19 protein-coding genes and 2 pseudogenes are annotated in these 25,106 nt (G+C 32.2%); 11 read left to right on the forward strand and 10 right to left on the reverse strand.

The window, feature by feature from the left end; translation table 11 throughout:
* Positions 1-109: 109 nt before the first annotated feature.
* On the forward strand, positions 110-2,356 hold the full coding sequence (gene pflB / locus VSF34_RS04535; protein ID WP_326717853.1) for a formate C-acetyltransferase: 2,247 nt from the start codon (positions 110-112) through the stop codon (positions 2,354-2,356).
* Between the two features lie 71 nt (positions 2,357-2,427).
* The gene (gene pflA / locus VSF34_RS04540; RefSeq protein ID WP_326717854.1) at positions 2,428-3,195 is read left to right on the forward strand and encodes a pyruvate formate-lyase-activating protein; all 768 of its coding nucleotides are present in this window, start codon (positions 2,428-2,430) and stop codon (positions 3,193-3,195) included.
* Between the two features lie 100 nt (positions 3,196-3,295).
* Here the strand turns inward: pflA and VSF34_RS04545 are convergent, their stop codons facing one another.
* Positions 3,296-4,354, reverse strand: coding sequence for an IS30 family transposase (locus VSF34_RS04545; RefSeq protein WP_326717855.1), 1,059 nt, complete (start codon positions 4,352-4,354; stop codon positions 3,296-3,298).
* 436 nt (positions 4,355-4,790) lie between these two features.
* Complete coding sequence (locus VSF34_RS04550) at positions 4,791-5,567, reverse strand: hypothetical protein (RefSeq protein WP_326717856.1); 777 nt, start codon at positions 5,565-5,567, stop codon at positions 4,791-4,793.
* 488 nt (positions 5,568-6,055) lie between these two features.
* On the opposite strand from VSF34_RS04550, the gene VSF34_RS04555 reads away from it, so the two are divergent.
* Together VSF34_RS04555 and VSF34_RS04560 are read left to right on the forward strand one after the other, a co-directional pair.
* Entirely contained in the window at positions 6,056-7,015 is a 960-nt protein-coding gene (locus VSF34_RS04555; RefSeq protein WP_326717857.1) for an IS30 family transposase, read from the forward strand.
* Between the two features lie 59 nt (positions 7,016-7,074).
* Positions 7,075-8,493, forward strand: coding sequence for a cation:dicarboxylate symporter family transporter (locus VSF34_RS04560; RefSeq protein ID WP_326717858.1), 1,419 nt, complete (start codon positions 7,075-7,077; stop codon positions 8,491-8,493).
* Between the two features lie 355 nt (positions 8,494-8,848).
* Here VSF34_RS04560 and VSF34_RS04565 read toward each other — a convergent pair whose 3' ends face one another.
* The gene (locus VSF34_RS04565) at positions 8,849-10,018 is read right to left on the reverse strand and encodes an IS256 family transposase (protein ID WP_326716335.1); all 1,170 of its coding nucleotides are present in this window, start codon (positions 10,016-10,018) and stop codon (positions 8,849-8,851) included.
* 255 nt (positions 10,019-10,273) lie between these two features.
* Here VSF34_RS04565 and VSF34_RS04570 point away from each other — a divergent pair, with 255 nt between their 5' ends.
* Positions 10,274-11,773 carry a UDP-N-acetylmuramoyl-L-alanyl-D-glutamate--L-lysine ligase gene (locus VSF34_RS04570; protein WP_326717859.1) on the forward strand — a complete coding sequence of 500 codons (1,500 nt, stop codon included), beginning with the start codon at positions 10,274-10,276 and terminating at the stop codon, positions 11,771-11,773.
* 43 nt (positions 11,774-11,816) lie between these two features.
* Here VSF34_RS04570 and VSF34_RS04575 read toward each other — a convergent pair whose 3' ends face one another.
* Together VSF34_RS04575 and xerS are read right to left on the reverse strand one after the other, a co-directional pair.
* Positions 11,817-13,022 (reverse strand): DUF998 domain-containing protein, encoded by a 1,206-nt coding sequence (locus VSF34_RS04575; protein WP_326717860.1) that lies wholly within the window; start codon positions 13,020-13,022, stop codon positions 11,817-11,819.
* A 71-nt stretch (positions 13,023-13,093) separates the two neighbouring features.
* Complete coding sequence (gene xerS / locus VSF34_RS04580) at positions 13,094-14,173, reverse strand: tyrosine recombinase XerS (RefSeq protein ID WP_326717861.1); 1,080 nt, start codon at positions 14,171-14,173, stop codon at positions 13,094-13,096.
* Positions 14,174-14,316: 143 nt separating this feature from the next.
* On the opposite strand from xerS, the gene VSF34_RS04585 reads away from it, so the two are divergent.
* The 3 genes from VSF34_RS04585 (at position 14,317) to VSF34_RS04595 (ending at position 16,574) form a co-directional block, all read left to right on the forward strand.
* Positions 14,317-14,493 (forward strand): hypothetical protein, encoded by a 177-nt coding sequence (locus VSF34_RS04585; RefSeq protein ID WP_326717862.1) that lies wholly within the window; start codon positions 14,317-14,319, stop codon positions 14,491-14,493.
* A gap of 51 nt (positions 14,494-14,544) precedes the next feature.
* Positions 14,545-14,967 (forward strand): hypothetical protein, encoded by a 423-nt coding sequence (locus VSF34_RS04590; RefSeq protein WP_326717863.1) that lies wholly within the window; start codon positions 14,545-14,547, stop codon positions 14,965-14,967.
* Between the two features lie 287 nt (positions 14,968-15,254).
* On the forward strand, positions 15,255-16,574 hold the full coding sequence (locus VSF34_RS04595; RefSeq protein ID WP_311873860.1) for an ISL3 family transposase: 1,320 nt from the start codon (positions 15,255-15,257) through the stop codon (positions 16,572-16,574).
* Positions 16,575-17,151: 577 nt separating this feature from the next.
* Here the strand turns inward: VSF34_RS04595 and VSF34_RS04600 are convergent.
* Positions 17,152-18,321 (reverse strand): IS256 family transposase, encoded by a 1,170-nt coding sequence (locus VSF34_RS04600; protein ID WP_326716335.1) that lies wholly within the window; start codon positions 18,319-18,321, stop codon positions 17,152-17,154.
* Positions 18,322-18,672: 351 nt separating this feature from the next.
* Between VSF34_RS04600 and VSF34_RS04605 the strand changes: the two genes are divergently transcribed.
* Positions 18,673-18,918, forward strand: coding sequence for a GlsB/YeaQ/YmgE family stress response membrane protein (locus tag VSF34_RS04605; RefSeq protein ID WP_326717864.1), 246 nt, complete (start codon positions 18,673-18,675; stop codon positions 18,916-18,918).
* Between the two features lie 18 nt (positions 18,919-18,936).
* Here VSF34_RS04605 and VSF34_RS04610 read toward each other — a convergent pair whose 3' ends face one another.
* Positions 18,937-19,896, reverse strand: coding sequence for an IS30 family transposase (locus tag VSF34_RS04610; RefSeq protein ID WP_326717865.1), 960 nt, complete (start codon positions 19,894-19,896; stop codon positions 18,937-18,939).
* A gap of 184 nt (positions 19,897-20,080) precedes the next feature.
* On the opposite strand from VSF34_RS04610, the pseudogene VSF34_RS04615 reads away from it, so the two are divergent.
* Positions 20,081-21,001 (forward strand): annotated as a pseudogene (locus tag VSF34_RS04615) (IS30 family transposase); the annotation flags it as partial.
* Between the two features lie 484 nt (positions 21,002-21,485).
* Positions 21,486-21,623 (forward strand): annotated as a pseudogene (locus VSF34_RS09965) (IS30 family transposase); the annotation flags it as partial.
* A gap of 364 nt (positions 21,624-21,987) precedes the next feature.
* Here the strand turns inward: VSF34_RS09965 and VSF34_RS04620 are convergent.
* The 3 genes from VSF34_RS04620 to VSF34_RS04630 form a co-directional block, all read right to left on the reverse strand.
* Positions 21,988-22,980 (reverse strand): LPXTG cell wall anchor domain-containing protein, encoded by a 993-nt coding sequence (locus tag VSF34_RS04620; RefSeq protein WP_326717867.1) that lies wholly within the window; start codon positions 22,978-22,980, stop codon positions 21,988-21,990.
* Between the two features lie 192 nt (positions 22,981-23,172).
* Positions 23,173-24,408, reverse strand: a complete 1,236-nt coding sequence (locus VSF34_RS04625) for a hypothetical protein (protein WP_326717868.1) — start codon at positions 24,406-24,408, stop codon at positions 23,173-23,175.
* Between the two features lie 177 nt (positions 24,409-24,585).
* Entirely contained in the window at positions 24,586-25,089 is a 504-nt protein-coding gene (locus VSF34_RS04630; protein WP_326717869.1) for a GNAT family N-acetyltransferase, read from the reverse strand.
* Between the last annotated feature and the right edge of the window lie 17 nt (positions 25,090-25,106).

The following is a 25,106-nucleotide window of genomic DNA, read 5'->3' on the forward strand; positions in this document are numbered from 1 at the left end:
GATTTTTTTCACTATAACACTTGTCAACTTCTGTGTTTGTGTTATAATGAGCATGTAAAGTAAAATATAAACATTAAAAAAACAAAATTCTTTTGGGAGGTTCTTTAGCATGGAATGTTGGAACGGATTTAAAGGCGAAAAATGGCGCGAAAGTGTAGACGTAAGAGATTTTATTCAAGAAAATTATACTGAGTACACAGGTGATGACAGCTTTTTAGCAGATGCAGCTGATAGTACAGACAAATTATGGACAAAACTACAAGAATTATTTGAAGTTCAACATGAGAGAAATGGTGTTTATGACATGGATAATGATATCCCTGCTACAATTACTTCTCATGAACCAGGTTATTTAATTAAAGAAGAAGAAACAATTGTTGGTTTACAAACTGATGTGCCGCTGAAACAAGCTTTCATGCCTTATGGTGGTATTAATATGGCAAACAATGCTTTAGTATCTAATAGTTATGAAACGGATGCTGAAATGACAAAAATTTTCTCTGACTGGAGAAAAACTCATAACCAAGGTGTATTTGATGCTTACACACCAGAGATGAGATCAGCTCGTAAAAATAAAATCATTACTGGTCTTCCAGATGCTTATGGTCGTGGCCGTATTATTGGTGATTACCGCCGTTTAGCTTTATACGGGATTGACTTTTTAATTGCTGAGAAAAAAATCGATTTATCAAATGTTGGTAATAAAGTGATGACTGATGATGTTATCCGCTTACGTGAAGAAGTTTCTGAGCAAATTAGAGCTTTAGCAGATATCAAAGAAATGGCAGCTTCATACGGATTTGATATTTCAAAACCAGCTAAAAGTGCTCAAGAAGCTATTCAATGGTTATACTTTGGTTACCTTGCAGCCATTAAATCTCAAAATGGTGCGGCAATGTCAATTGGTCGTGTATCAGCCTTCTTAGATATCTATATCCAACGTGACCTAGATAATGGTGTGATTACTGAAGAGCAAGCTCAAGAGATGATTGATCACTTAATCATGAAACTTAGAATGGTTAAATTTGCTCGTACACCTGAATACAACCAATTATTCTCAGGTTATCCAATTTGGGCAACTTTATCAATTGCTGGTATGGGACTTGACGGACGTTCATTAGTTACTAAAAATGATTTCCGTATCTTACACACATTAACAAACATGGGGCCATCTCCAGAGCCAAACTTGACTGTTCTTTATTCTTCTCGTTTACCAAAAGGATTTAGAACATATGCTTCTAAAATTGCTAAAGAAAGTTCATCAATTCAATTTGAAAATGATGATTTATTACGTGAAAACTGGGGTAGCGATGACTGTGCAATTGCTTGTTGTGTATCTGCAACAGTAATGGGTGAGGATATGCAGTTCTTCGGAGCTCGTGCTAACTTAGCTAAAGCAGTTCTTTATGCAATCAACGGTGGGGTTGATGAGATGACTAAAGCCCAAGTAGCTCCACGTTTCCGTCCAATTGAAGGAGATAAATTAGAATTTGATGAATTTATCACTCGTTATACAGATATTCTAGATTGGTTAGCAGAATTATATGTTAACACACTAAACGTAATCCACTTCATGCATGACAAATATGCTTATGAAGCACCACAACTTGCTTTTATGAATACTGATTTAAAACGTACTTTTGCTACTGGTATTGCAGGTATCTCTCATGCAACAGATAGCTTAATGGCAATTAAATATGGTAATGTTGATATTATTCGTGATGAAGATGGCTTAGCAGTAGATTATGTGCCAAACAACGAATTCCCAACATATGGTAATGACAATAAAGAAGCAGATGAAATGGCTAACTGGATTTTGGACTACTTCATGACTCAAATTAAACGTCAACACACATATAGAAATTCAACACCAACAACATCACTACTTACAATCACATCAAATGTGGTTTATGGTAAAGCAACTGGTAATACACCAGACGGACGTCGTGCTGGTAAACCATTAGCTCCAGGAGCTAACCCAAGTTACCAAGATGGTCAATATTTAGGTGAGAAAAATGGTCTTTTAGCATCATTAAACTCAACTGCAAGACTTGAATACACTTCAGCTTTAGATGGTATCTCAAATACGCAAACAATTAATCCTAATGGTTTAGGAAAAGATGACACAATGCGTATTGATAACTTACGTAACGTGATGGATGGATACTTTGACAATGGTGGTTATCACTTGAATGTTAACGTCTTTACAACAGATCTTTTATTAGATGCTCAAGCTAACCCAGAAAAATATCCAAACCTTACAATCCGTGTGTCAGGATATGCTGTTAAATTCCGTGATTTAACACCGGAACAACAAGCAGACGTTATTGCTCGTACAGCACATAACAAAATGTAGTATAATAAATAAAAAAACAAAAGAGATGGCTAGAATCAGTCATCTCTTTTTTAAAATAGGACGTGACAATCATGACAGAATCAGTTAAAGGAAGAATTCATTCAACAGAAAACTTTGGAACAGTAGATGGGCCTGGCGTGCGTTTTATTGTCTTTACTCAAGGATGTAAAATGCGTTGTCAGTTTTGCCACAATCCTGATACTTGGAAAATTGGTGGCGGACGTGAGGTAACGACAGATGAATTACTGGAAGAAGCTCTAAGATATCGTAGTTACTGGGGGGCAGATGGTGGTATTACCATTAGTGGAGGTGAGCCGCTGCTTCAATTGGAGTTTATTATTGACCTATTTAAAAAAGCTAAAGCTCATGGTATTCATACAACGATTGATACGTGTGGGAAACCTTTTACTTTTGAAGAGCCATTTTTTAGTCAGTTCAATGAAGCGCTAGAGTACACTGATTTATTATTATTTGATTTGAAACATATTGATAATCAAGGTCATAAAGAGCTTACGATGCAATCAAATACAAATATCTTAGAGATGGCTCAGTACTTATCTGATATCGGTCAACCTGTCTGGATTCGCCACGTCCTAGTACCTCAAAGAACAGATTATGATGAATATTTAATCCGTTTAGATACGTTTATTAAGGGCTTAAAAAATGTTGATAAAGTAGAAGTCTTACCGTACCATACTATGGGACTTTATAAATGGAGAGAGTTAGGGATTGGTTATCCTCTAGAAGGTATTGACCCGCCAACTCAGGAACGTGTGAAAAATGCTCAAGCATTACTTCATGTGGATGACTATCAAGGTTACTTAGCTAAACAAAATTAAGTGAGTTTTAATATTTACTTTTTTTTCTAAATTGCAACATTAAGTTAGCCACTCTGGTAAAAATATCTAAATATCAGTGTTATTTTATTGAATCCCTTACTTACCAACATGTTTTGATCTTTAGATTTTGAATTTCTTCTAAAAATAATATTGCTGGTTGTCTATAGTCTAAAATTTTACGCGGCAAAAGATTAACTTTTTCAGTAGCCAGTTGTATGAACTGCTTTGAGTAGTGACAGATAGGCGTTCCTTTCGGAACAAATTGCCGTAATAAACCATTATGTCTTTCGTTTGTTCCTCGTTCCCAAGATGAATAAGGGTGAGCAAAGTAGATATCAGTCATTTGTTGCAGAGTATCATCAAGTGAGCTAAATTCACTGCCATTATCAGCAGTAATCGATTGAAATATGCTACTAAATCGGGCTCTTCCAAACTCATATTTTAACTGTTTAATAGCGTAACTAACAGACTCTTCAGTATGATCATCTAGAACAACAGTAATCATGTAGCGAGTTTTTCTTTCAACAAGTGTAAGTAGAGCATTATCATCTTTAGATTTTGAACCAATGACACTATCTATTTCCCAATGACCAAACTCTTTTCTAGAATCAATTCTGCTAGGGCGTTCATCAATTGACTTTCCAAGAGCTTTTTTATGCTTATGACTTCTTTTCTTTTTAGGTGATAACCTGACTTTCATCTTGAGGTGATGATTTCTGACCGGTAAAAATCCTTTATCAATATAATTATAAAGTGTCTTAGTAGAAACAAGAGGTTTATCCCAAGTCCCTAAAGACTTGATAAAACCAACAATTGCATCTGGTGACCAATTAAAGTCTATCATTTGTTTACAGGCATAATTAATAAAATCAACAGCACTAACTAGCTTAGATTTCGAACCACAGCGTTTCCTGTTTTCTATGTATTTAGCTTGCCCCGTATCAGCAAAATAGAGTTGTTTAGGTTTCTTATTTTCTTTGATTTGCGTGGTCGTTCCTCGTTTAAGCTCATTACTTATTGTTTGATGGTGTCGGCCTAATCGTCTACCAATTTCTCTATTAGAGTCTCCCATATTATGCCAAACTTCAATAAGCTGCCTTTCCTTTAAGGAAAGATGTTTATAACTAGATGTCTTTGTGTTATTCTTAATTTTCACCATGATAAAAATTCCTTTCGTTGTTGGGTAGTTACTTCAATGATACACGAATTTTTACCATGGTGTTTTTTTATTATTTTAGAGTGGCTAACTTGATTTTACAACTAAGCATCAGTTTTATAATTAACTATTTGATTTTTTTTGAAACATCAGTTGGTCTACCTCCTAGAATTTGTTGGGTAATGGCACTGATATTTTGCTTTTTCTCCAACATAAGTAATACTGATAATATACTAATTATGATAATTAGAGAGGTGTAATAAAACACATGCTGGTTTATTTTTTTACCTACTTGTTTTTTTATGATGGTCAGATATTTGTGATTTCTTTTTGACACGAATTTTTTTTCTAGACATATTTAATACTCCTTTTTAGCTATTACTACTAAAAAAAAAACCACATATAAAAGTTAACTTTTATATGTGGTGCTAATTTAATATTATTGAACATCAACCTGGTAAGTAACAGCTTCACCTGAATTAGTATCTGGTATAAATCTAATTTCTGTTTTACCTAAAGTATCTAGTTCAAAATAAGCAGACATGTCGTTGATATGCCCTGGACTAATAAATGAATTGGTATCCCCTAATGGATAATGTGTCATTTCAGTTCCTGCTGAATCGAATACTTGAATATCAAAGCCTGTCGGGATATCCTCATCTGACCCATTTTCAATAGTGTAATCAATTTTTAACACATGTTTAGGCTTTTTTGAAGTCAAATCATTTCGCTCATCTGTTAGTGTAGCTGAAGTTAGAGTATATTGAACTTGCTCAATTTTACCTCTCTCACCAACTGTTAGGTTATTATTATTAGTCGCACTAATATTTTCACCTGAAGTACTAGTAGAGCTACTTTCTGGAGTGGTATTTTCCGAATTTTGGTTAGCAATGGTAGAACTAGATGATGCTAGAAGTGGAATACTTGAAGAAGTGGTAAGTGACTTATCCATTGTCATACTAGTTTCTTCTAGAGCAACATTTTCGTTTTGATCATCTATCATAATGCTTCTAATTAACAAAACACCAATCACTACAATCACAATGACAATAGCTATGACTAACCAAAACCACCATTCTTTATAAAAAGGCTTTTTCACTGCTTTTTTGTTCTGACTGTTTTTCTGCTTTTTACTTGTACTGGCTGATTTGCTACTTGAAGAAGATGTAGAGCTATGTTTCTTTTTCCTTTTTCGTTTTTCTTTTTCTTCTGACATAATGCCCCTCCTATAAAAAATTACTGCACTGTTGATTCACTTATCTACAATGATAACACAGTTAATTCCATTATACCGTTGATTGAATATTTTATCTATTGTTTCCTTTACTAATTTAAGGAACGATTAAAATATTATATGAAACAAACCGATATATTCGAGAAGTGGAAGTCAATTATCTGCTAAACTGTTTAATAAATGTAAGTTTATGAATATAGGTATAAAGGAATATTATTATGAAAGGAATTTAGATGGGCAAGTTCGTTTACAAGCCGATATAAAAAGGTTTATAATATATGATAGATGATTCATTTATATAGTTTGTTTGGTAATTGTATAAATAGCTAAAATATAAGGAAGGGAAAATTTATATTATCATTTTTCGCCGATTGTAAAATTAAGCTAGACAAATAAAAAAATCATTTGTGATACACTCAAATTGTCCAAATTGTATTTCCGACGAAAGAAAACAAGGAGAGTGATCACAAATGACCTATATACATCTTACTACAGACGAGCTTGTTTTAATAGAATCTTATTATCACCAAGCTAAAAAAGTTAAACATGTTGCTGATACTTTAAAAAGATCAAGACAAACTATTTATAATGTTTACAACGCTTTAAATGAGGGATTATCTATTCTAGATTACTATCAAAGATACAAAAAAAATAAAAAGAAATGTGGAAGGCGTCCTATTTCTTTACCTGATAATGAAACAAAATATATTCAAAACAAAGTGGCTCAAGGATGGACTCCTGACGTGATTATCGGTCGTGCTGAGATTTCTATTTCTTGTTCTGTTCGGACACTTTATAGATTGTTCTCGCGTGAATCTTTTGATTCCACAACTTTACCAATGAAAGGTAAAAGAAAACCTAATGGGCATAAAGAAAAACGAGGTAAACAAGCATTTAAACGAACCATTCATCAGAGAGACGCTGAGCATAACGAGTTTCAAAGTGAATTTGGTCACCTAGAAGGTGACACTATTGTTGGGAAAAATCATAAAAGTGCTATTATTACATTAGTTGAAAGGTTATCAAAAGTTATTATTACCTTAAAGCCAACAGGGAGACACGCTATAGATATTGAGAATAGCTTAAATGAATGGTTAAAAAAATGCCCTAATCACTTGTTTAAATCTATCACATTTGATTGTGGCAAAGAATTTTCTAACTGGAAATCTATCAGTAACTTAAATGATATTGATATCTACTTTGCTGACCCTGGTACACCTTCACAACGAGGTTTAAATGAAAATTCTAATGGGCTATTGCGTAAGGATGGATTGCCTAAGAAAATGGATTTCAACGAAGTTGATGAATCTTTCATTCAATCTGTTGCATCCAAAAGAAATAATATTCCTAGAAAATCATTAAACTATAAAACACCATTAGAAGTATTTTTGAGCTATGTAGACAATGACATTTTGTCTAGCTTAATTTGACAAATGAAATTTATAAAACCAAAATAAAATGTTGCATAAAAACAAAGGAGAAGATGAATATGGTTAATATTCCTTTTTTAACAGAATTTATTAAAATTAGTAATTTCTATACAGTTGGTGCTATTCTTTTATTAGTGATTGCGATTATCATATTAAAGAAATTAAAAGATAAAAAAGTAGCTTTTTCTAAGAGAATGATTACTGCTTTAGTTATTGGTCTAATTATTGGTATTGGAATTGATTTTATTGGTAGCAATAACTCGGTCTATACTGACTATGCACAGCTAGAGATTTCTTCATGGTATTCACTTGTAGGGACTGGCTTTTTACGCTTAGTTCAATTATTAGCTGTACCTGTCGTTTTTCTATCCATTATCAAAGTAGTTGTGGATGCTAAAGGAGATAGATTAAAAGCATTGACTGGAAAAACATTCGCTACTTTACTAGGTACAACAGCAATTTCTGCTATGGTTGGTATTTTAGTTGTTAAGTTGTATAATCTACAAGGTTCAAGTTTTGCTGCTGATTTAACACCAGAGAAAATTGAAAGAATGGACACTATTGCGTCTCAAAGTTTCCCTGATTTCTTTTTAAATCTAGTACCAAGTAATATTTTTCATGTGATGTCAGATAATGGTCAGATTGTGTCAGTAGTTATTGTAGCAGCTCTATTTGCTAGTGCAATTCGTTTTTTACAAAACAAAAAACCAAAAGAAGTAGAACCTTTTGTGACATTTTTAAACTCACTTAAAGTAACCGTTAATTCTGTATTGACAAATGTTATCAAAGTGATGCCTTACGGAGTTGTTGCCTTAGTAAGTAATGCTATCATCGCTAATGGATTAACTTCTATTATGGGAATGATTAGCTTTATTGCAGCTATCTACACAGGCGTTATTATTATGCTACTAGTTTATATCATTTTATTAATATTGATAGGTGTTAATCCAATGATTTTCTTTAAAAAATCATTTTCAACTTTAGTATTTGCTTTTTCTTCACGTTCAAGTGTAGGAACACTTCCTTATACACTAAAAACATTGGAAGATGATTTAGGCGTATCAAATGAAACATCAAACTTCGTTGCAACTTTAGGTACTACAATTGGTATGAACGGATGTGCTGGTGTATTCCCAGCTATGCTTGGTGTGATTATGGCATCAGCTGTTGGAACAGACATGACATTTTCATTTTACTTACTAGTTGTTGTTGTTGTAACAGTCGGTTCAATCGGTATTGCAGGTGTCCCTGGAACAGCAACTGTGGCAGCAACTGTCACCCTTAATGGATTAGGCTATGGTGGTACCATTTCAAGTATCGGTGCTATTTTTGGTATTGATCCTATTATTGATATGGGGCGTACGATGTTAAACGTAGCAGGTTCAATGGTATCATCTATTATTGTTGATAGATGGGAAGGTACGTTTGATAAAGAAGCTTACAACGCACCGCAGGTCAAACAGGATGATGCTGAATAAAAAAACAGATAGCTTAGGCTATCTGTTTTTTTTATTCTAAAATTGACGATAGCCCGTATCAATTAAGACATAGGCTATCTGATTAAAATTTTATTTATAGTTAAAGTTCGATTAAGACTATTACTTATATTACTGATAATTTCTCGTTTAAACGGTGAAATCCCAACCTCTAGATCACCCTTATAGCTCTAAAACTACGCCAGTGAGAATAAACTTCTTAAAAATGTTTCCTTAATAAAGTGTATAAATATGTTTAACTTAATTATAATATTAACATGATTTACGTGTCATAGATAGTTATTAGGGTTGCGTCAAGAATTATGTGTAAATGGAAAATCCATTCCATTTTTTTAAGTTAAAACATTGATTCTAATGTATCTTGTATTTCCTTAAATCCTTTATGTACTCTGCCTAAAAATTTTTGGTTATATTCATTGAACTGAGAAACAAGGAATCTCTCCAGAGATTCTTCATTAGGAAATTGTTCTTTTCTCTTTGTATATTTTTTTAACTGTTTATTAAATCCCTCAATCAAGTTAGTTGAGTAGATAGTTCTTCTGATTGATGGTGGGAAGTTATAGAAAGTTAATATAGCAGGATTCAAGAGTAATTTAACTACTCGTGGATACTGCTTTTTCCATTTATCTATCATAAAACTTATTTGATTCATAGCTTCTTCTTTTGAAGCTGCTTGATAAACCAATTTGAAATCATTACAGACTTCTTGTCGATCACTAACACGAACCTTATGAGCAATATTTCTAGAGATATGGACACAACATTGTTGAAATTGAGCATTTGGATAGACACTATGGATACTATCGTGAATACCACTTAAACCATCAGTTACAACTAATAAAACCTCTTCTAAACCACGATCTTTTAAATCTTGAAGTATCTCTTTCCAAACATAAGCAGATTCGGTTGGAGCAATAGTAAATCCTAGAACCTCTTTGGTTCCATCCAATCGAATGCCTATCACAATATAAACGGCTTCTTTTGATACGGTTTGTCTCTTTAAAGGAATATGAGTAGCATCCATAAAAATGACTGAGTATTTAGCTTCTAAAGTTCTTTCTTTAAAAGCCAAAACATCTTCAGATACGATTTTACTCATGTTTGAAATAGTTTGTGGTGTGTAATAATGACCATACATTTTTTCAATTAGATCAGAGATTTCAGACATAGTGATCCCTTTTTTAAATAGCTGAATAATAGTAGTTTCTAAGGAATCATTGGTTCTTTTATAGGCTGGTAATGTTTGTTGGGAAAATTCTCCATTTCTATCTCTAGGAATCACCAAATTTAATTCTCCATATTCTGTTTTAAATGAACGTGAGTAATTCCCATTGCGGGAATTACCTGAATTAAATCCAGCTCTATCATACTTTTCGTAGTCAAGAAACGCTGTTAATTCAGCCTGTAATAATGAGTTGATAGCGAGTTCTAAATGACGACGAAATAAATCATCTAAATCACCTTTATTAATTAGTGTTTCCATTATTTCTGTAGTAAAATGAGTCATGAGAAAGTCCTCCTATAAAATTTCTGTGTCGTAACTTTAATTTTACAGAATGGACTTTCTCTTTTTCTACCCTAAATTTCTATTTACACAAAATATTTTACCCTATCGTTATTAGCTTAATTAATCATTTTTCTTAATACAAACTTTACCTTTAAACCTACCATAATTCTAGAAAGATTCCATGAGACAGTGTAATATATGGTATAATGAACCAAATTTATTAGTAAAGCGTGGGACTACTTAACAATGAACTTAATGACAATTGAAAAACTTTTAAAACAACATAATCTATTAAAAGAATTTATTCATCAAGATAAATGGACGTATAAATTACCTGTGGAAGATCAAAGGATAACTGATCTTTCCTATGATTCAAGATATGTTTCAACAAACACTTTATTTTTCTGTAAAGGCTTAGAGTTTAAAGAAAAATATTTAGATAATGCTATTCAAGAAGGGTTAGAAATCTATATTTCCGAAAATCCTTATGACGTAGAGGCTAAATTAGGTATTATTGTAACAGATATCAGAAAAGCCATGGCTATCTTAAGTATGGCATTCTATGATTATCCTCAAAACAAACTAACCTTAATTGGCTATACTGGAACTAAGGGGAAAACTACTGCAGCTTATTTTTTAAAACATATGTTAGATGCCAATAATCATAAAAAAATTGCTATGCTATCAACCATGAATTCTACCTTAGATGGGAAAACATTTTTTAAATCAAATCTAACCACTCCGGAATCATTAGATTTATATCGAATGATGGCTGAAGCTGTGTCTTACAACATGACACATTTTATTATGGAAGTATCTTCACAAGCTTATAAGTTAGATAGAGTCTACCAATTAATGTTTGATATCGGTATTTTTATGAATATTTCTCCAGATCACATTAGTCCAATTGAACACCCGACTTTTGATGATTATTATTACTGTAAGCGTCAATTATTAGATCATTCAAAACGTTTCATTTTAAATTTAGATACAGTAAATGTCGACTTATTACTAGAAGAAGCTCAAGAAAGACATATCCCAACTCTGACTTATAGTCGCCATTCACATGAGGCTGATTATTGGTGGGAAGTTGTTGAGGGGAAATCTAATAAGTTTGTTGTAGACAGCCAAAATGATTTATTAGATATTTGTGGAGAATATGAATTAAAGTTAATGGGAGATTTTAATAAAGATAATGCTTTAGCAAGCTTGATGGCCTCAGCTCTAGCAGGAAACAAGAAGACTGTTGCTTTTGAAGGTTTATCAAACGCAACAGTCCCTGGTAGAATGGAGCAATTGATTCAAAAAAATGGCTCTGTTGTCTATGTTGATTATGCTCATAACTTGTTGAGCTTAACTAGCTTATTAGAATTTGCTAGGCAAGAAAGACCTGATGGAAAGTTAATTACAGTTATCGGTAGTCCAGGAGACAAGTCTATTTCAAGACGAGAAGATTTTGGTGGTGTACTAAGCCAATTGACTGATTGCGTTATTTTAACTGCTGATGACCCAGGTCATGAAAAACCAGAAGATATTGCTCAAGACATCAGTCGCTATATTACTAATACTCACGTCACTCAATTATTTGAAATGGACCGTGAAAAAGCTATTTGTTTAGCTCTTGAAATGGCTAATCCTGAAGATACGGTGATTTTAGCAGGTAAGGGTAGGGACTTATATCAAAAGGTCAATGGTGTGGATACGCCTTACATCGGTGATGTCACAATTGCAGAAAAATATATTAATAATATGTAAACCAAGATCATATCATAAAAAAACCTATCAATGTTTAAACAGTTTAAACACGATAGGCTTTTTTGTGACTCTTTATTTCTGTATATTCTTCTAAAGGAATAGTCACATATTGATGATCTAGAGTCGTTAAACGATTAATTTGTTGCAGTAGTAATAGAATCCAACAAAAAGCTAACCCAAAGGCTATCAATTCAAAAACTGTTAGTGAAAAATAGCCGACATTTTCAAATAAAATATTTGATAGAACTAAACAAACAGCAATAGTGTATGATACAACTAAAAATTGTTTGGTTACTTGTGGCAATAGCCATCTAATACCGATTATTAAAATAATGACTAACGTTACCAATACTCCTGCGACTTTATCATGTAATTCATGTAACATCCCAGCGTTATTAGGGAAGAAACCGACACCTCCAAGTGCTAAAGCAAGTAAGGTTAATAAGATACGTAGAACAATCAAGCCTTTTTGTGTATAGCCTTGATTCTTTAACGTTACAAACAAATAATCAATCAAAGCTATCATTAACAAAGCTGAAATCATTAACGTTATGTTAAAAGGCCAACTGCTAACAGCTTCATTTGTTCCTAAGAAACTAAAATTAATTTGCCACCACTGACTCTCGCTATTTGTAATCATTGAGAAAAAGATACCACCTACGATGACAATAATCAATACATTAATAATCATCTCAGATGTGAAAAGTGATGCTGAATAAATCATAAAATAATTAATGGCACAAATGAACAATAAAAAAATAGCAGTTGCTGTGTATTTATCAAAGCTCGCTCCTTCAAAAACAGTACCAATCACCCAAAAGAAGGCCATTAAAACTAAAAATAAAATGACTGCTGATGAAAATATGATAGTCGGGACATTTCGCCAGTATATATCTCTAGTTGATCTATTTTTTGGATCACGCTTTCCACGAATAAAAAAAATAGAAAAGGAGATAACTCCACTAAATACGCCTAGATAAATTAAGAAACTAGATATAGATTCATGACCTGTCATTGGTATTTGTGTCATATGTAAACTAGATACAATGGCATAAAAAGAAATCGTCATCAAAATGGATGGTATCAAAAACCACTTTAGAGGAACCTCTTCTGATGTATCATGGTTCATTGGTTTTTCTATAATTAACCTTTTCCCTTCTTTTTTTAATTGAATCTCACCAGTATTATCTAAACCTAATTCCGAAATGAACTCACTAGGAATTTCTAAATTATATTTCTTTTCCTCCAAACAAATAATCCTCCTTATATATAGCTAGTTATCAGTATAAACAAATACTTACCAGATTGCCATAGTTAGGACTAATTTTGCCATAAATCATTTATCGCATCACGTTTTTCTTTATCTACTATATGAGTGTATAAAGAAGTCGCACTAGTTCCAGTTTGTCCAAGTTGATGGGAAACTGTGAGTAGACTATTAGTATTCTTATATAGCTGAGTACCGACTGTGTGTCTTAATTTATGTGGTGTCATTTTAGTTTTAAATGAAGCACTGTATTTACTTACTAATTTTTCAACTGTTGATTGATCAATTCTTTTAGCTTCTTGTTTGTAGGTTGTTAAAAACAAAGATTTTTCTCTTTGATCAGGTTGATAGAGCTTTTCTCTGGCGTGATAGTAAGTGGTGATATGGTCCATAAACATAGAGGAGATCATAGTAGTATCTCTAAAACCACCTTTTCTAATTACAGTAGCTTCCATATTATGAATATCTAAGTCACTGATTTTCATGTTTACTAACTCAGACAATCTAATACCCGTTCCTAAAAACAAAGCAATAATCGCTAGGTCTCTTTCTTTATTACGTCTAAAAGCATGTACAGCTTGATGGCTAGTTAATGTTGCTTCATAATCATGATTGATATATTCTAAAAATGCCACTGATTCTGAGCCGATCAAAATCTTCTTTTCAATAGCCCGTGATCTATCTTGAAGTGTTCGTCCTGTCTTCACGTTATCAATTTTCAACATGACATTTTGAGATAAGTAAGGTTTTCCCTTGTTATCCTCAGTTTGATTTGCTAAGTAGTGAAATAAGGAGCGTAGAGCGGTAATCGCTCTTTGAATTGTGACATGACTTCGTAAGCCTCCATCTTGTGTGGTTCCTTGCCTTGGTGATGACATCAAATAAGATTTATATAAATCCATATCTTCTTTTTTTAGTTTTTCCAAGTCACTGATTGAAATATAAGATATCTCAACTTGGACCACAGACTCTGCCACTAACCATTCAAAGAATCGTCTGAATTCTTTGGCGTACTCATATAAAGTCACAAGGGAGTAGGGGACAATACTTTTAGCTTGAACATATTCATGAACAAGAGGTGGTAATGTTTCTAACTCCTGATTTAATCGATTTAAATTTTTTTCATTTGACATCTTAGTAGCCTCCTAGCGAACTTATGTTCTGAATATATAGTATAGCTTACTTATCCAATTGTCAATCACGCTTAGTCTATATATTGTTTCTTCTTATTTTTTATCATATAATACGGGAAATGTGAAGATTCAGGGAGATAGTCATGACAAATTATAAGATAAGAAAACATATGGATGATTTAATGGTATTTGCTAAGACACTACCAGGATCTAATGTGTATTACCGTGAAGATTGGGATACTATTTATTTTGATTTAAAAGGAAAAAAATTTGGACAATTTGAGTGTATCACAAATGATTTTTTTATTTGTCTAGCTTAATTTTACAATCGGCGCTTGTTTAGATTTAGAAAAAAAATTCATGCTATTATTATGCCTACAGGTAGTTTTTGCTTGTTACCGAGTCAGATTGTAGCAGATGTTTTGGCATCTTTTCATGCTCACTTAGAAAAAGATGGTGTTTTAATATTAGATACAGAGTTACCTTCTTGGTTTGTTAAAGGTGAGATAGATATTCAAGATATTCCACTTGGTGAGATGACAGGGATTTTATTTACAGGAATTGCACAAGATATTGATTGGTATGACCAGAAAGTCAGTTATAGTCACCGATATGAACTGGTTGAAAATGGTAAGGTTATAGAAACTGAATTATCTAATTTTGAGCTGAATTGGTATGGTATTCAAGAATTTACACAACTTTTAAAAGGAGCTGGTTTTAGTGATATGCGACACGAAGTAGGGTATGGTGATCTAAAAAATGATTCTTTAATTACTTTTATTGCTAAAAAATAGTCTCACAATTATATTTAAAATATAAGAGGGTAGAAGTAGTGTTGACTACAAAGTTTGAGTAGATTATATCAGAATTCTCATAGGCAAGGTGTGATAATAAAAAGTGAGGAATTTAATATATTATTATTAGTAGCAAAAACTTCAATATATTGTTAAATCGGTTGTATAATTTTTGATGTGGATGAAGAAATTCATTCGCATCTATTTTTTTTCAAAATAATAGAAACATACGAACTTTCCCGTTAAAATTAAAGTGACCAAACCAAATTTTAGAAAGGAAGATTCGTATGTCCCATAACCATTGTATTCGACTATCGCTAGATTTAAAAGATAAAAATATTTATTTCGATTCTATTTTTTGTGAGGAACAGCTTATTAAAGGGATAAGATCCAAGATTTATAAAGGTATTCTTACTTACACTCCTTCGGCTTGTCCTTGTTGTGGCATTAAAAATGAACAATTTTCTATTGTGAAAAATGGGTTTATTTCTTCTCGAATAAAGTGGTTAAGTGTGGCTCACTACCCAACCTATCTTTTATTAAAGAAACAGAGATTCCTTTGTCGTCATTGTGACTCCTCTTTTCTAGCTGAATCTTCAGAAATTGAGAAACATTGTTTTATCGCTAAAAGAGTGAAGCAATCAATTCTTATTGAGTTAAGTGATGCTATCTCGTTTAAAGATTTAGCTAAAAGACATTTTGTTTCATCAACAACGATTAATAGAATTTTAGTATCTGGTGGTAAAGACTTATCTAATCAATTTTTATATTTACCTCAAAACCTTTGTTTTGATGAATTTACTTCGGTTAAAAACAATAGTGGCAAGTACAGTTTTATTTACTCTGATTCCTCTACACACCAAATTATCGATATTCTCATTGATAATAAAAAGCTAACACTAGAGAAACACTTTCTTAAGTACTCTCTAAAGGTTCGTCGCCAAGTAAAAACAATTGTCGTTGATATGAATGCAGCCTATTTTAAATTAGCCAAAAGGCTATTTCCTAATGCTGAGGTGATTATTGATCGCTTTCACTTAGTTCAACTTATCAGTCGCTCTTTAAACATAACTAGAATTAAGACGATGAATCGTTATCGCACATCGAATGTAACTGACATGAAAAATTATCGAAAACTAAAAAAATATTGGAAACTCTTTTTAAAAGATTCTAATGAATTGAATTATACAGATTATCGTTATCAGCGTTTATTTAAGAGTATTTTACCTGAAACAGATGTCATGGATTATTTACTTAGCTTAAACAAAGAGTTATCAGAAACTTATAAACTTTATCAAGAACTATTATACTGTAGTAAAAACAATGATTTTGACACTTTTTCTGATCTATTATTATTAGCTAACGAAGATATCTCTATTCCAATGAAAACCTCGATTCGAACACTAAAGAAGCATTTACCAAGAATTGAAAACACCTTTAAATACGCTTATTCAAATGGTTGTTTAGAAGGTTCCATAAACAAAATTAAATTAATCAAACGAATAGCTTACGGCTATAGAAATTTTCAGAACTATAAATACAGAATTTTACTTAGTTTTAAAGACAAACAAAAAAGCAGCAAAAACCATTCGGTTTCTGCTGCCTAAATTCACTTAATTTTACTCATCCACATCATTTGACGAAGAGCCGTTAAATCAGATAACTAATTATCAAAAAAATAATCTTCACAGATGTTTCTACCTTTACGGAAAGATAACACTTTCAAGAAAGGTAGAAACATACAATGTAACTTGAAGAGAAAGAGCACATGATGAAAAAACAATAAACATGATTCCTTAATGAAAGAAAATTTAAGTCAGAGCTAAATTAGTAATACTATTACTTTTGTTTACTAATCAATCTACACACAAAACATATGCTTAAAAATACTATAGTACCAGTTGATAATACTATCATGGTTAATCATTGTAGTATCATATTTAAATACAATAAATTTCAACGCTTGATTAATCATACATTGGTATATTTAAGGCTGTAACACGAATTTTTAGGACTATTATATGACATTTATAATGACTATCATCTAGTGATTTTCTATATCATTAAATTATATTCAAAATAATATTAATCATTCAGTACATCAAACACTTTATAATCTATCAATTTTAATTTGGTTGCGTCAAGAATTATGTGTAAATGGAAAATCCATTCCATTTTTTTAAGTTAAAACATTGATTCTAATGTATCTTGTATTTCCTTAAATCCTTTATGTACTCTGCCTAAAAATTTTTGGTTATATTCATTGAACTGAGAAACAAGGAATCTCTCCAGAGATTCTTCATTAGGAAATTGTTCTTTTCTCTTTGTATATTTTTTTAACTGTTTATTAAATCCCTCAATCAAGTTAGTTGAGTAGATAGTTCTTCTGATTGATGGTGGGAAGTTATAGAAAGTTAATATAGCAGGATTCAAGAGTAATTTAACTACTCGTGGATACTGCTTTTTCCATTTATCTATCATAAAACTTATTTGATTCATAGCTTCTTCTTTTGAAGCTGCTTGATAAACCAATTTGAAATCATTACAGACTTCTTGTCGATCACTAACACGAACCTTATGAGCAATATTTCTAGAGATATGGACACAACATTGTTGAAATTGAGCATTTGGATAGACACTATGGATACTATCGTGAATACCACTTAAACCATCAGTTACAACTAATAAAACCTCTTCTAAACCACGATCTTTTAAATCTTGAAGTATCTCTTTCCAAACATAAGCAGATTCGGTTGGAGCAATAGTAAATCCTAGAACCTCTTTGGTTCCATCCAATCGAATGCCTATCACAATATAAACGGCTTCTTTTGATACGGTTTGTCTCTTTAAAGGAATATGAGTAGCATCCATAAAAATGACTGAGTATTTAGCTTCTAAAGTTCTTTCTTTAAAAGCCAAAACATCTTCAGATACGATTTTACTCATGTTTGAAATAGTTTGTGGTGTGTAATAATGACCATACATTTTTTCAATTAGATCAGAGATTTCAGACATAGTGATCCCTTTTTTAAATAGCTGAATAATAGTAGTTTCTAAGGAATCATTGGTTCTTTTATAGGCTGGTAATGTTTGTTGGGAAAATTCTCCATTTCTATCTCTAGGAATCACCAAATTTAATTCTCCATATTCTGTTTTAAATGAACGTGAGTAATTCCCATTGCGGGAATTACCTGAATTAAATCCAGCTCTATCATACTTTTCGTAGTCAAGAAACGCTGTTAATTCAGCCTGTAATAATGAGTTGATAGCGAGTTCTAAATGACGACGAAATAAATCATCTAAATCACCTTTATTAATTAGTGTTTCCATTATTTCTGTAGTAAAATGAGTCATGAGAAAGTCCTCCTATAAAATTTCTGTGTCGTAACTTTAATTTTACAGAATGGACTTTCTCTTTTTCTACCCTAAATTTCTATTTACACAAAATATTTTACCCTATCTTTAATTTCTTAATTATATGGTTTTATAAATTTTTTATTATATTAATAAACGTTAGTTAACACTTATTATTTGGCTCTCTTTTATTACTTCGTTTAATATATATTATGTAAACCAAAAATAGAAATTTTAAATTAACATGCTGGTTATACTTATTCCTATCTGAAAGTTCATATCTTTTGCTTTAATCTCGCCTACAGTTTAAACTGAACGTAAACAATTATATTAAATACTAGGAGTGATAATATGGGTTTAATTTGGTCATTAATCATTGGTGGCATTATTGGTGCAATTGCCGGTGCAATTACAAGTCAAGGACAATCTATGGGATGGATTGCTAATATTGCTGCTGGTTTAATTGGATCAGCTATTGGACAAAGTTTACTTGGTTACTGGGGACCTACTCTAGCAGGTATGGCAATTGTTCCTTCAGTTATTGGAGCAGTTATTTTAGTAGCTGTTGTCTCCTTCTTTATGGGACGTAGCAAATAATTTATATCATTTCATTTGTCAAATTAAGCTAGACAAAATGTCATTGTCTACATAGCTCAAAAATACTTCTAATGGTGTTTTATAGTTTAATGATTTTCTAGGAATATTATTTCTTTTGGATGCAACAGATTGAATGAAAGATTCATCAACTTCGTTGAAATCCATTTTCTTAAGCAATCCATCCTTACGCAATAGCCCATTAGAATTTTCATTTAAACCTCGTTGTGAAGGTGTACCAGGGTCAGCAAAGTAGATATCAATATCATTTAAGTTACTGATAGATTTCCAGTTAGAAAATTCTTTGCCACAATCAAATGTGATAGATTTAAACAAGTGATTAGGGCATTTTTTTAACCATTCATTTAAGCTATTCTCAATATCTATAGCGTGTCTCCCTGTTGGCTTTAAGGTAATAATAACTTTTGATAACCTTTCAACTAATGTAATAACAGCACTTTTATGATTTTTCCCAACAATAGTGTCACCTTCTAGGTGACCAAATTCACTTTGAAACTCGTTATGCTCAGCGTCTCTCTGATGAATGGTTCGTTTAAATGCTTGTTTACCTCGTTTTTCTTTATGCCCATTAGGTTTTCTTTTACCTTTCATTGGTAAAGTTGTGGAATCAAAAGATTCACGCGAGAACAATCTATAAAGTGTCCGAACAGAACAAGAAATAGAAATCTCAGCACGACCGATAATCACGTCAGGAGTCCATCCTTGAGCCACTTTGTTTTGAATATATTTTGTTTCATTATCAGGTAAAGAAATAGGACGCCTTCCACATTTCTTTTTATTTTTTTTGTATCTTTGATAGTAATCTAGAATAGATAATCCCTCATTTAAAGCGTTGTAAACATTATAAATAGTTTGTCTTGATCTTTTTAAAGTATCAGCAACATGTTTAACTTTTTTAGCTTGGTGATAATAAGATTCTATTAAAACAAGCTCGTCTGTAGTAAGATGTATATAGGTCATTTGTGATCACTCTCCTTGTTTTCTTTCGTCGGAAATACAATTTGGACAATTTGAGTGTATCACAAATGATTTTTTTAGCTTAGTTGTAAAATCAAGTTAGCCACTCTAAAATAATAAAAAAACACCATGGTAAAAATTCGTGTATCATTGAAGTAACTACCCAACAACGAAAGGAATTTTTATCATGGTGAAAATTAAGAATAACACAAAGACATCTAGTTATAAACATCTTTCCTTAAAGGAAAGGCAGCTTATTGAAGTTTGGCATAATATGGGAGACTCTAATAGAGAAATTGGTAGACGATTAGGCCGACACCATCAAACAATAAGTAATGAGCTTAAACGAGGAACGACCACGCAAATCAAAGAAAATAAGAAACCTAAACAACTCTATTTTGCTGATACGGGGCAAGCTAAATACATAGAAAACAGGAAACGCTGTGGTTCGAAATCTAAGCTAGTTAGTGCTGTTGATTTTATTAATTATGCTTGTAAACAAATGATAGACTTTAATTGGTCACCAGATGCAATTGTTGGCTTTATCAAGTCTTTAGGGACTTGGGATAAACCTATTGTTTCTACTAAGACACTTTATAACTATATTGATAAAGGTTTTTTACCAGTCAGAAATCATCATCTCAAGATGAAAGTTAGACTATCACCTAAAAAGAAAAGAAGTCGTCAGCATAAAAAAGCTCTTGGAAAATCAATTGATGAACGACCTAGCAAAATTGATTCTAGACAAGAGTTTGGTCATTGGGAAATAGACAGTGTCATTGGTTCAAAATCTAAAGATGATAATGCTCTACTTACACTTGTTGAAAGAAAAACTCGCTACATGATTACTGTTGTTCTAGATGATCATACTGAAGAGTCTGTTAGTTACGCTATTAAACAGTTAAAATATGAGTTTGGAAGAGCCCGATTTAGTAGCATATTTCAATCGATTACTGCTGATAATGGCAGTGAATTTAGCTCACTTGATGATACTCTGCAACAAATGACTGATATCTACTTTGCTCACCCTTATTCATCTTGGGAACGAGGAACAAACGAAAGACATAATGGTTTATTACGGCAATTTGTTCCGAAAGGAACGCCTATCTGTCAGCTAGACAAAATTTCATTTCATTGCAATGGCTGGCTTTTTACTGAAAAAGTTCTACTAAATAAACCTCGTTGTGAAGGTGTACCAGGGTTTAGCAAGTTACTGATAGAAGCCTATTATAGATTTAAACTTAGTATCCAAAAGTCTCCCTGTTCAAAATTTGATAGACTATGATTTTTCCCAACAATTACCTTCTGATGCTCACAACCAGCTAAAGATTATCAAAAGCTCTATTAACTATAAAGTGTCCGAACAGAAATAGAAGAACACGTCAGGAGATTCAAATTTTTTTTGTATCTAAAGAGTCAACCTATTAAACAGTTTAAAATTTGAGTTTGTCTTGATCTTTTTAAAAGCACCGACTTTGCTATTTGGTAATGGTACTTTTAGGGGTTACAAATGAATATTGGTAAAAAATTCTAAAGAATATGGTGAAAATTAAGAATTACACATCTAGTTATAAACATCTTTCCTTAAAGGATGTCACTACTCAAAGCAGTTCATACAACTGGCTACTGAAAAAGTTAATCTTTTGCCGCGTAAAATTTTAGACTATAGACAACCAGCAACATTATTTTTAGAAGAAATTCAAAATCTAAAGATCAAAACATGTTGGTAAGTAAGGGGTTCAATAAAATAACACTGATATTTAGATATTTTTACCAGAGTGGCTAACTTAATGTTGCAATTTAGAAATAAATATATTTTTTTAAATATCTAAAAAATTAATAGATGAAGCCTAGTAGATACTGTCTAACAATCATACAGTTTTTTCTCTGTTTATCAAAAATTAATTGTCATAAATTTTATACTACGATTAACACTTCTTTTCGTTCAGTAGTAATTTACATTTGCCTATCCATATAATCCCCTGATTGAAAAAATATTAAAATGTGATCGTAAATATATGCTGATAATGATTTACATAATATTATTATATATAAATATTCAGTATAAAAAAAGTGTGGATCACATCCACACTTTTAGTGATATATATCTCCAGAAACTTCTAATCTCTTACGTGACATATAGAAGTATCCAGCCATACCTAATGCAAGTAGTCCAGCTGACATAAGTGAATGAGTTACTTCACCTGTTTTTGGTAGTGAACTTGCGGCTGCTTTTGGTGCTGACGCACTTGCTGATGGAGCAGAGGCACTAGCTGCAGCAGGTTTTGAAGCTGGTTTAGTTGGTGTATGTGGTTTGATTGGATTAATAATACCACCAATTCCATCCACACGTTTCATACTCAACATTGCAAGATTTAATTTTCTTGTCATATCATTTACTTCTTTTTCAGTAAATGCATCAACATTACCATCAAGCTTAGCCAACATTGCTTCAGCCTCACCTAAGACAGTTTGCATATCTGCCCATGATTCTTTAGTATAATCTTTTTCTTTTTTACTATGTGCTACGCGAATTGCATCTTGTAGATGATCAATAGCTTTTGTAGAAGCAACTCTTTCAAGTTTTAATTCTGCTAATAATAAGTGGTCAAAAGCATCATTTATCTCAATTTGAGTTGCTGGTTTCGCTGAATGCTCTGTTTCAGAAACTTCTTCTGCATGTCTTAACGCAATTTCAAAAGAAGTCCATGAATTTGGCATATAGTTATGTTGATCTTTCAATTTAGCTTTTTCTATCGCATCATTTAATGCTTTAAAGTCTCTATGAACACTAATTTTAGCCATAACTGCAGCAACTTCACTTGGTTTTGTTGCTGCTTTTACTTCTTCACGGTAAGCTTCTGCTTGCTCAGGAGTAATTGCCCCAACTAATTCCAATGCATCAATTTCAAGATTTGCTTTAGCTTTAGCTGCTTCTAAATGAATAAGCATTTCAGCATCTAAAATGTCAGTTTCAATAGAGCTTTTTAGTTTTTCAACTAATGCTTCTAACTCCTCTTCCGCTATGATTCCCATGTCTCTTAGATGTTCTAACTCTTTAATGATCTCATTTCTAGCGTCTTCCAAGCCTTCTGCAGCTTCAACGATACCTCTAATAACATCTGCTTCGATTTCACCTTTTATTTTTTCAAGATACGCTGCTGCTTCTTCTTCAGTTAACTTACCTGCATCTACTAATTCTTGAATATCTTTCTCTGCTTGTTTCTTAATACCCTGAATCTCATTTGCTGCTTTTGTAATTCCAGCAATAACATCTGCCTAAACTTCTTGTTTTACTTTAGCAATAAATTGCTCCGCATCTTCCTCAGCAATCTTGCCATTTTCTAATAATTGGTTAATCTCATCGATAGCATCTTGACGTAATTTATCAATTTCACCAGCAGTTTTGACAAGTTCAGAAATTACGTTTGCTTCAATAGTTTGTTCAATCTTAGTAATATATGCTTTAGCATCTTGTCTTACCTTTTGAAGTTCACTAGCTGCTGCTGTAATCTCATCAATAGCTTTTTGTTCAGTTTCTTGCATAATTTTATCAATAAACTGTTTTGCATCAGTTTCTGCAAGTTTACCTAATTTTTCTAAACGAAGAATATCATTAATTGCATCAGTTCTTAATTTGCTAAGTGCAGCTGCACCTGCCGTCACAGCTTCAATTAAGTCTTTTTCAACATTATTCATAATGTCTTGTTCAAATTGCTTAATTTCACTGTCAGCTAAATTTTCTAATTTATGTAACTTAGCAAGTTCAGCTGTTCTCCAGTTAGATAAATCATTAGCTGCTGTAGTTATTACTTTAATAGCTTCTTGATCTACTGCTGTTTCAATATCATTAATCAAACCTTCAACTTCTTTTTCACCTAAGTTTTCAAGTTTTTTAATTTCAGCAATGGCATCAGCTTTTGCTGTAGCTAAATCTTTTTCAACATCATTTTTAGCGTCAGTAATAGCTGTTTGAACGTCTTTTTCGATTGTTAAAAGTTCGTCTATAGCTACTCCGGCATCTTTAGCTAGTGATGCTTCAATTTTTTCCTGGAATTGTTTAATATCAGACTCCACAATCCCAGGAACTGATGCTAATTCTGCAAGAGCAGTATCTATTCGATTTTTTAAGGCTGTTAAAGCAACTTGCTCTGCATCACTTGCAATTTTTTCAATATCTGCAACTGCTGTTTCAGCACCACTTTTAGCTGCAGCTTCAATTCCTTGAATTAACTCTTCAGCATTATCAATTAATTCAGCTTTTGCTAATTTTTCAATACGTTGAATCGCATCATCTTTAGCTTGCTGAATGTCTTTTTCAATGTCACCCACAATACCCTCACGTGGTGCAGAACTTACCGTAGTATGTTTACCTTCTTCTTCTTTTTCTTCTTCTTTATCTTCAGCTACAACTTCTGAGGATGTAATAGCATTTTCAGTTGTTGAGCTTGTTGTCATTTCTTGAGCTGCTGTAATAGTAGGCAGCATCGTTGAACTTAGTAAAACTGTTAACATTGCTGATGAAATAGTCTTCTTTTCATGTAATAACGTCTCCTTTTTGATAATTTTTAATATAACATAACTATTATAATGCACACTATCATTATATCTGAAATAGTTTTATATTTTTAGCAAGAAATTTCGTTTAGATATGAGTAAAAAAATGGTTATTCTTTTGTTTTTCCAAAAGCCTTACAAATTTATTATATAATGATTGATTATCTGCCTATTTAGTATGATTGTGTTCTTTAATTGGCCACCATAATATAAAATAATCGCTTTTGATCCTTCGTTATCTTGATGACAGGTTAATAAAACTTCTGAAAGTCCTAACCTTTTTGCCTCAGCTAATAGTAAATTTAAACTTGTCTTCCCATAACCTTGTTTTTGGTACTTAGGTCTAGTTGAATAGCTAATGTGTCCTCCGTCCTTCTCTAATTGTTTGTTAAGCTTTGGCTTAATATCTGCTATGCCCAGTACCTCTTTATTTTCATCTACTAAAAAATATTGAAAAGATTGAACGCGTTGTTGATAATTGGCTTTTTCAAGATGTGACAGCATTTTTTTCCATGTTGAGATATCAGAATAGGACGCTAGATTATTACTACCATGAATAATCATATGATGGGCTAAGCATTCTTTTTTAAAAGATAAGATATCCTCATTTGAGATAGACCTATAAGAAACTAGTTTCATAGTTTTACCTTCGCTTT

The organism is Vagococcus jeotgali, assembly GCF_035918315.1.
Taxonomy (GTDB): domain Bacteria; phylum Bacillota; class Bacilli; order Lactobacillales; family Vagococcaceae; genus Vagococcus; species Vagococcus jeotgali.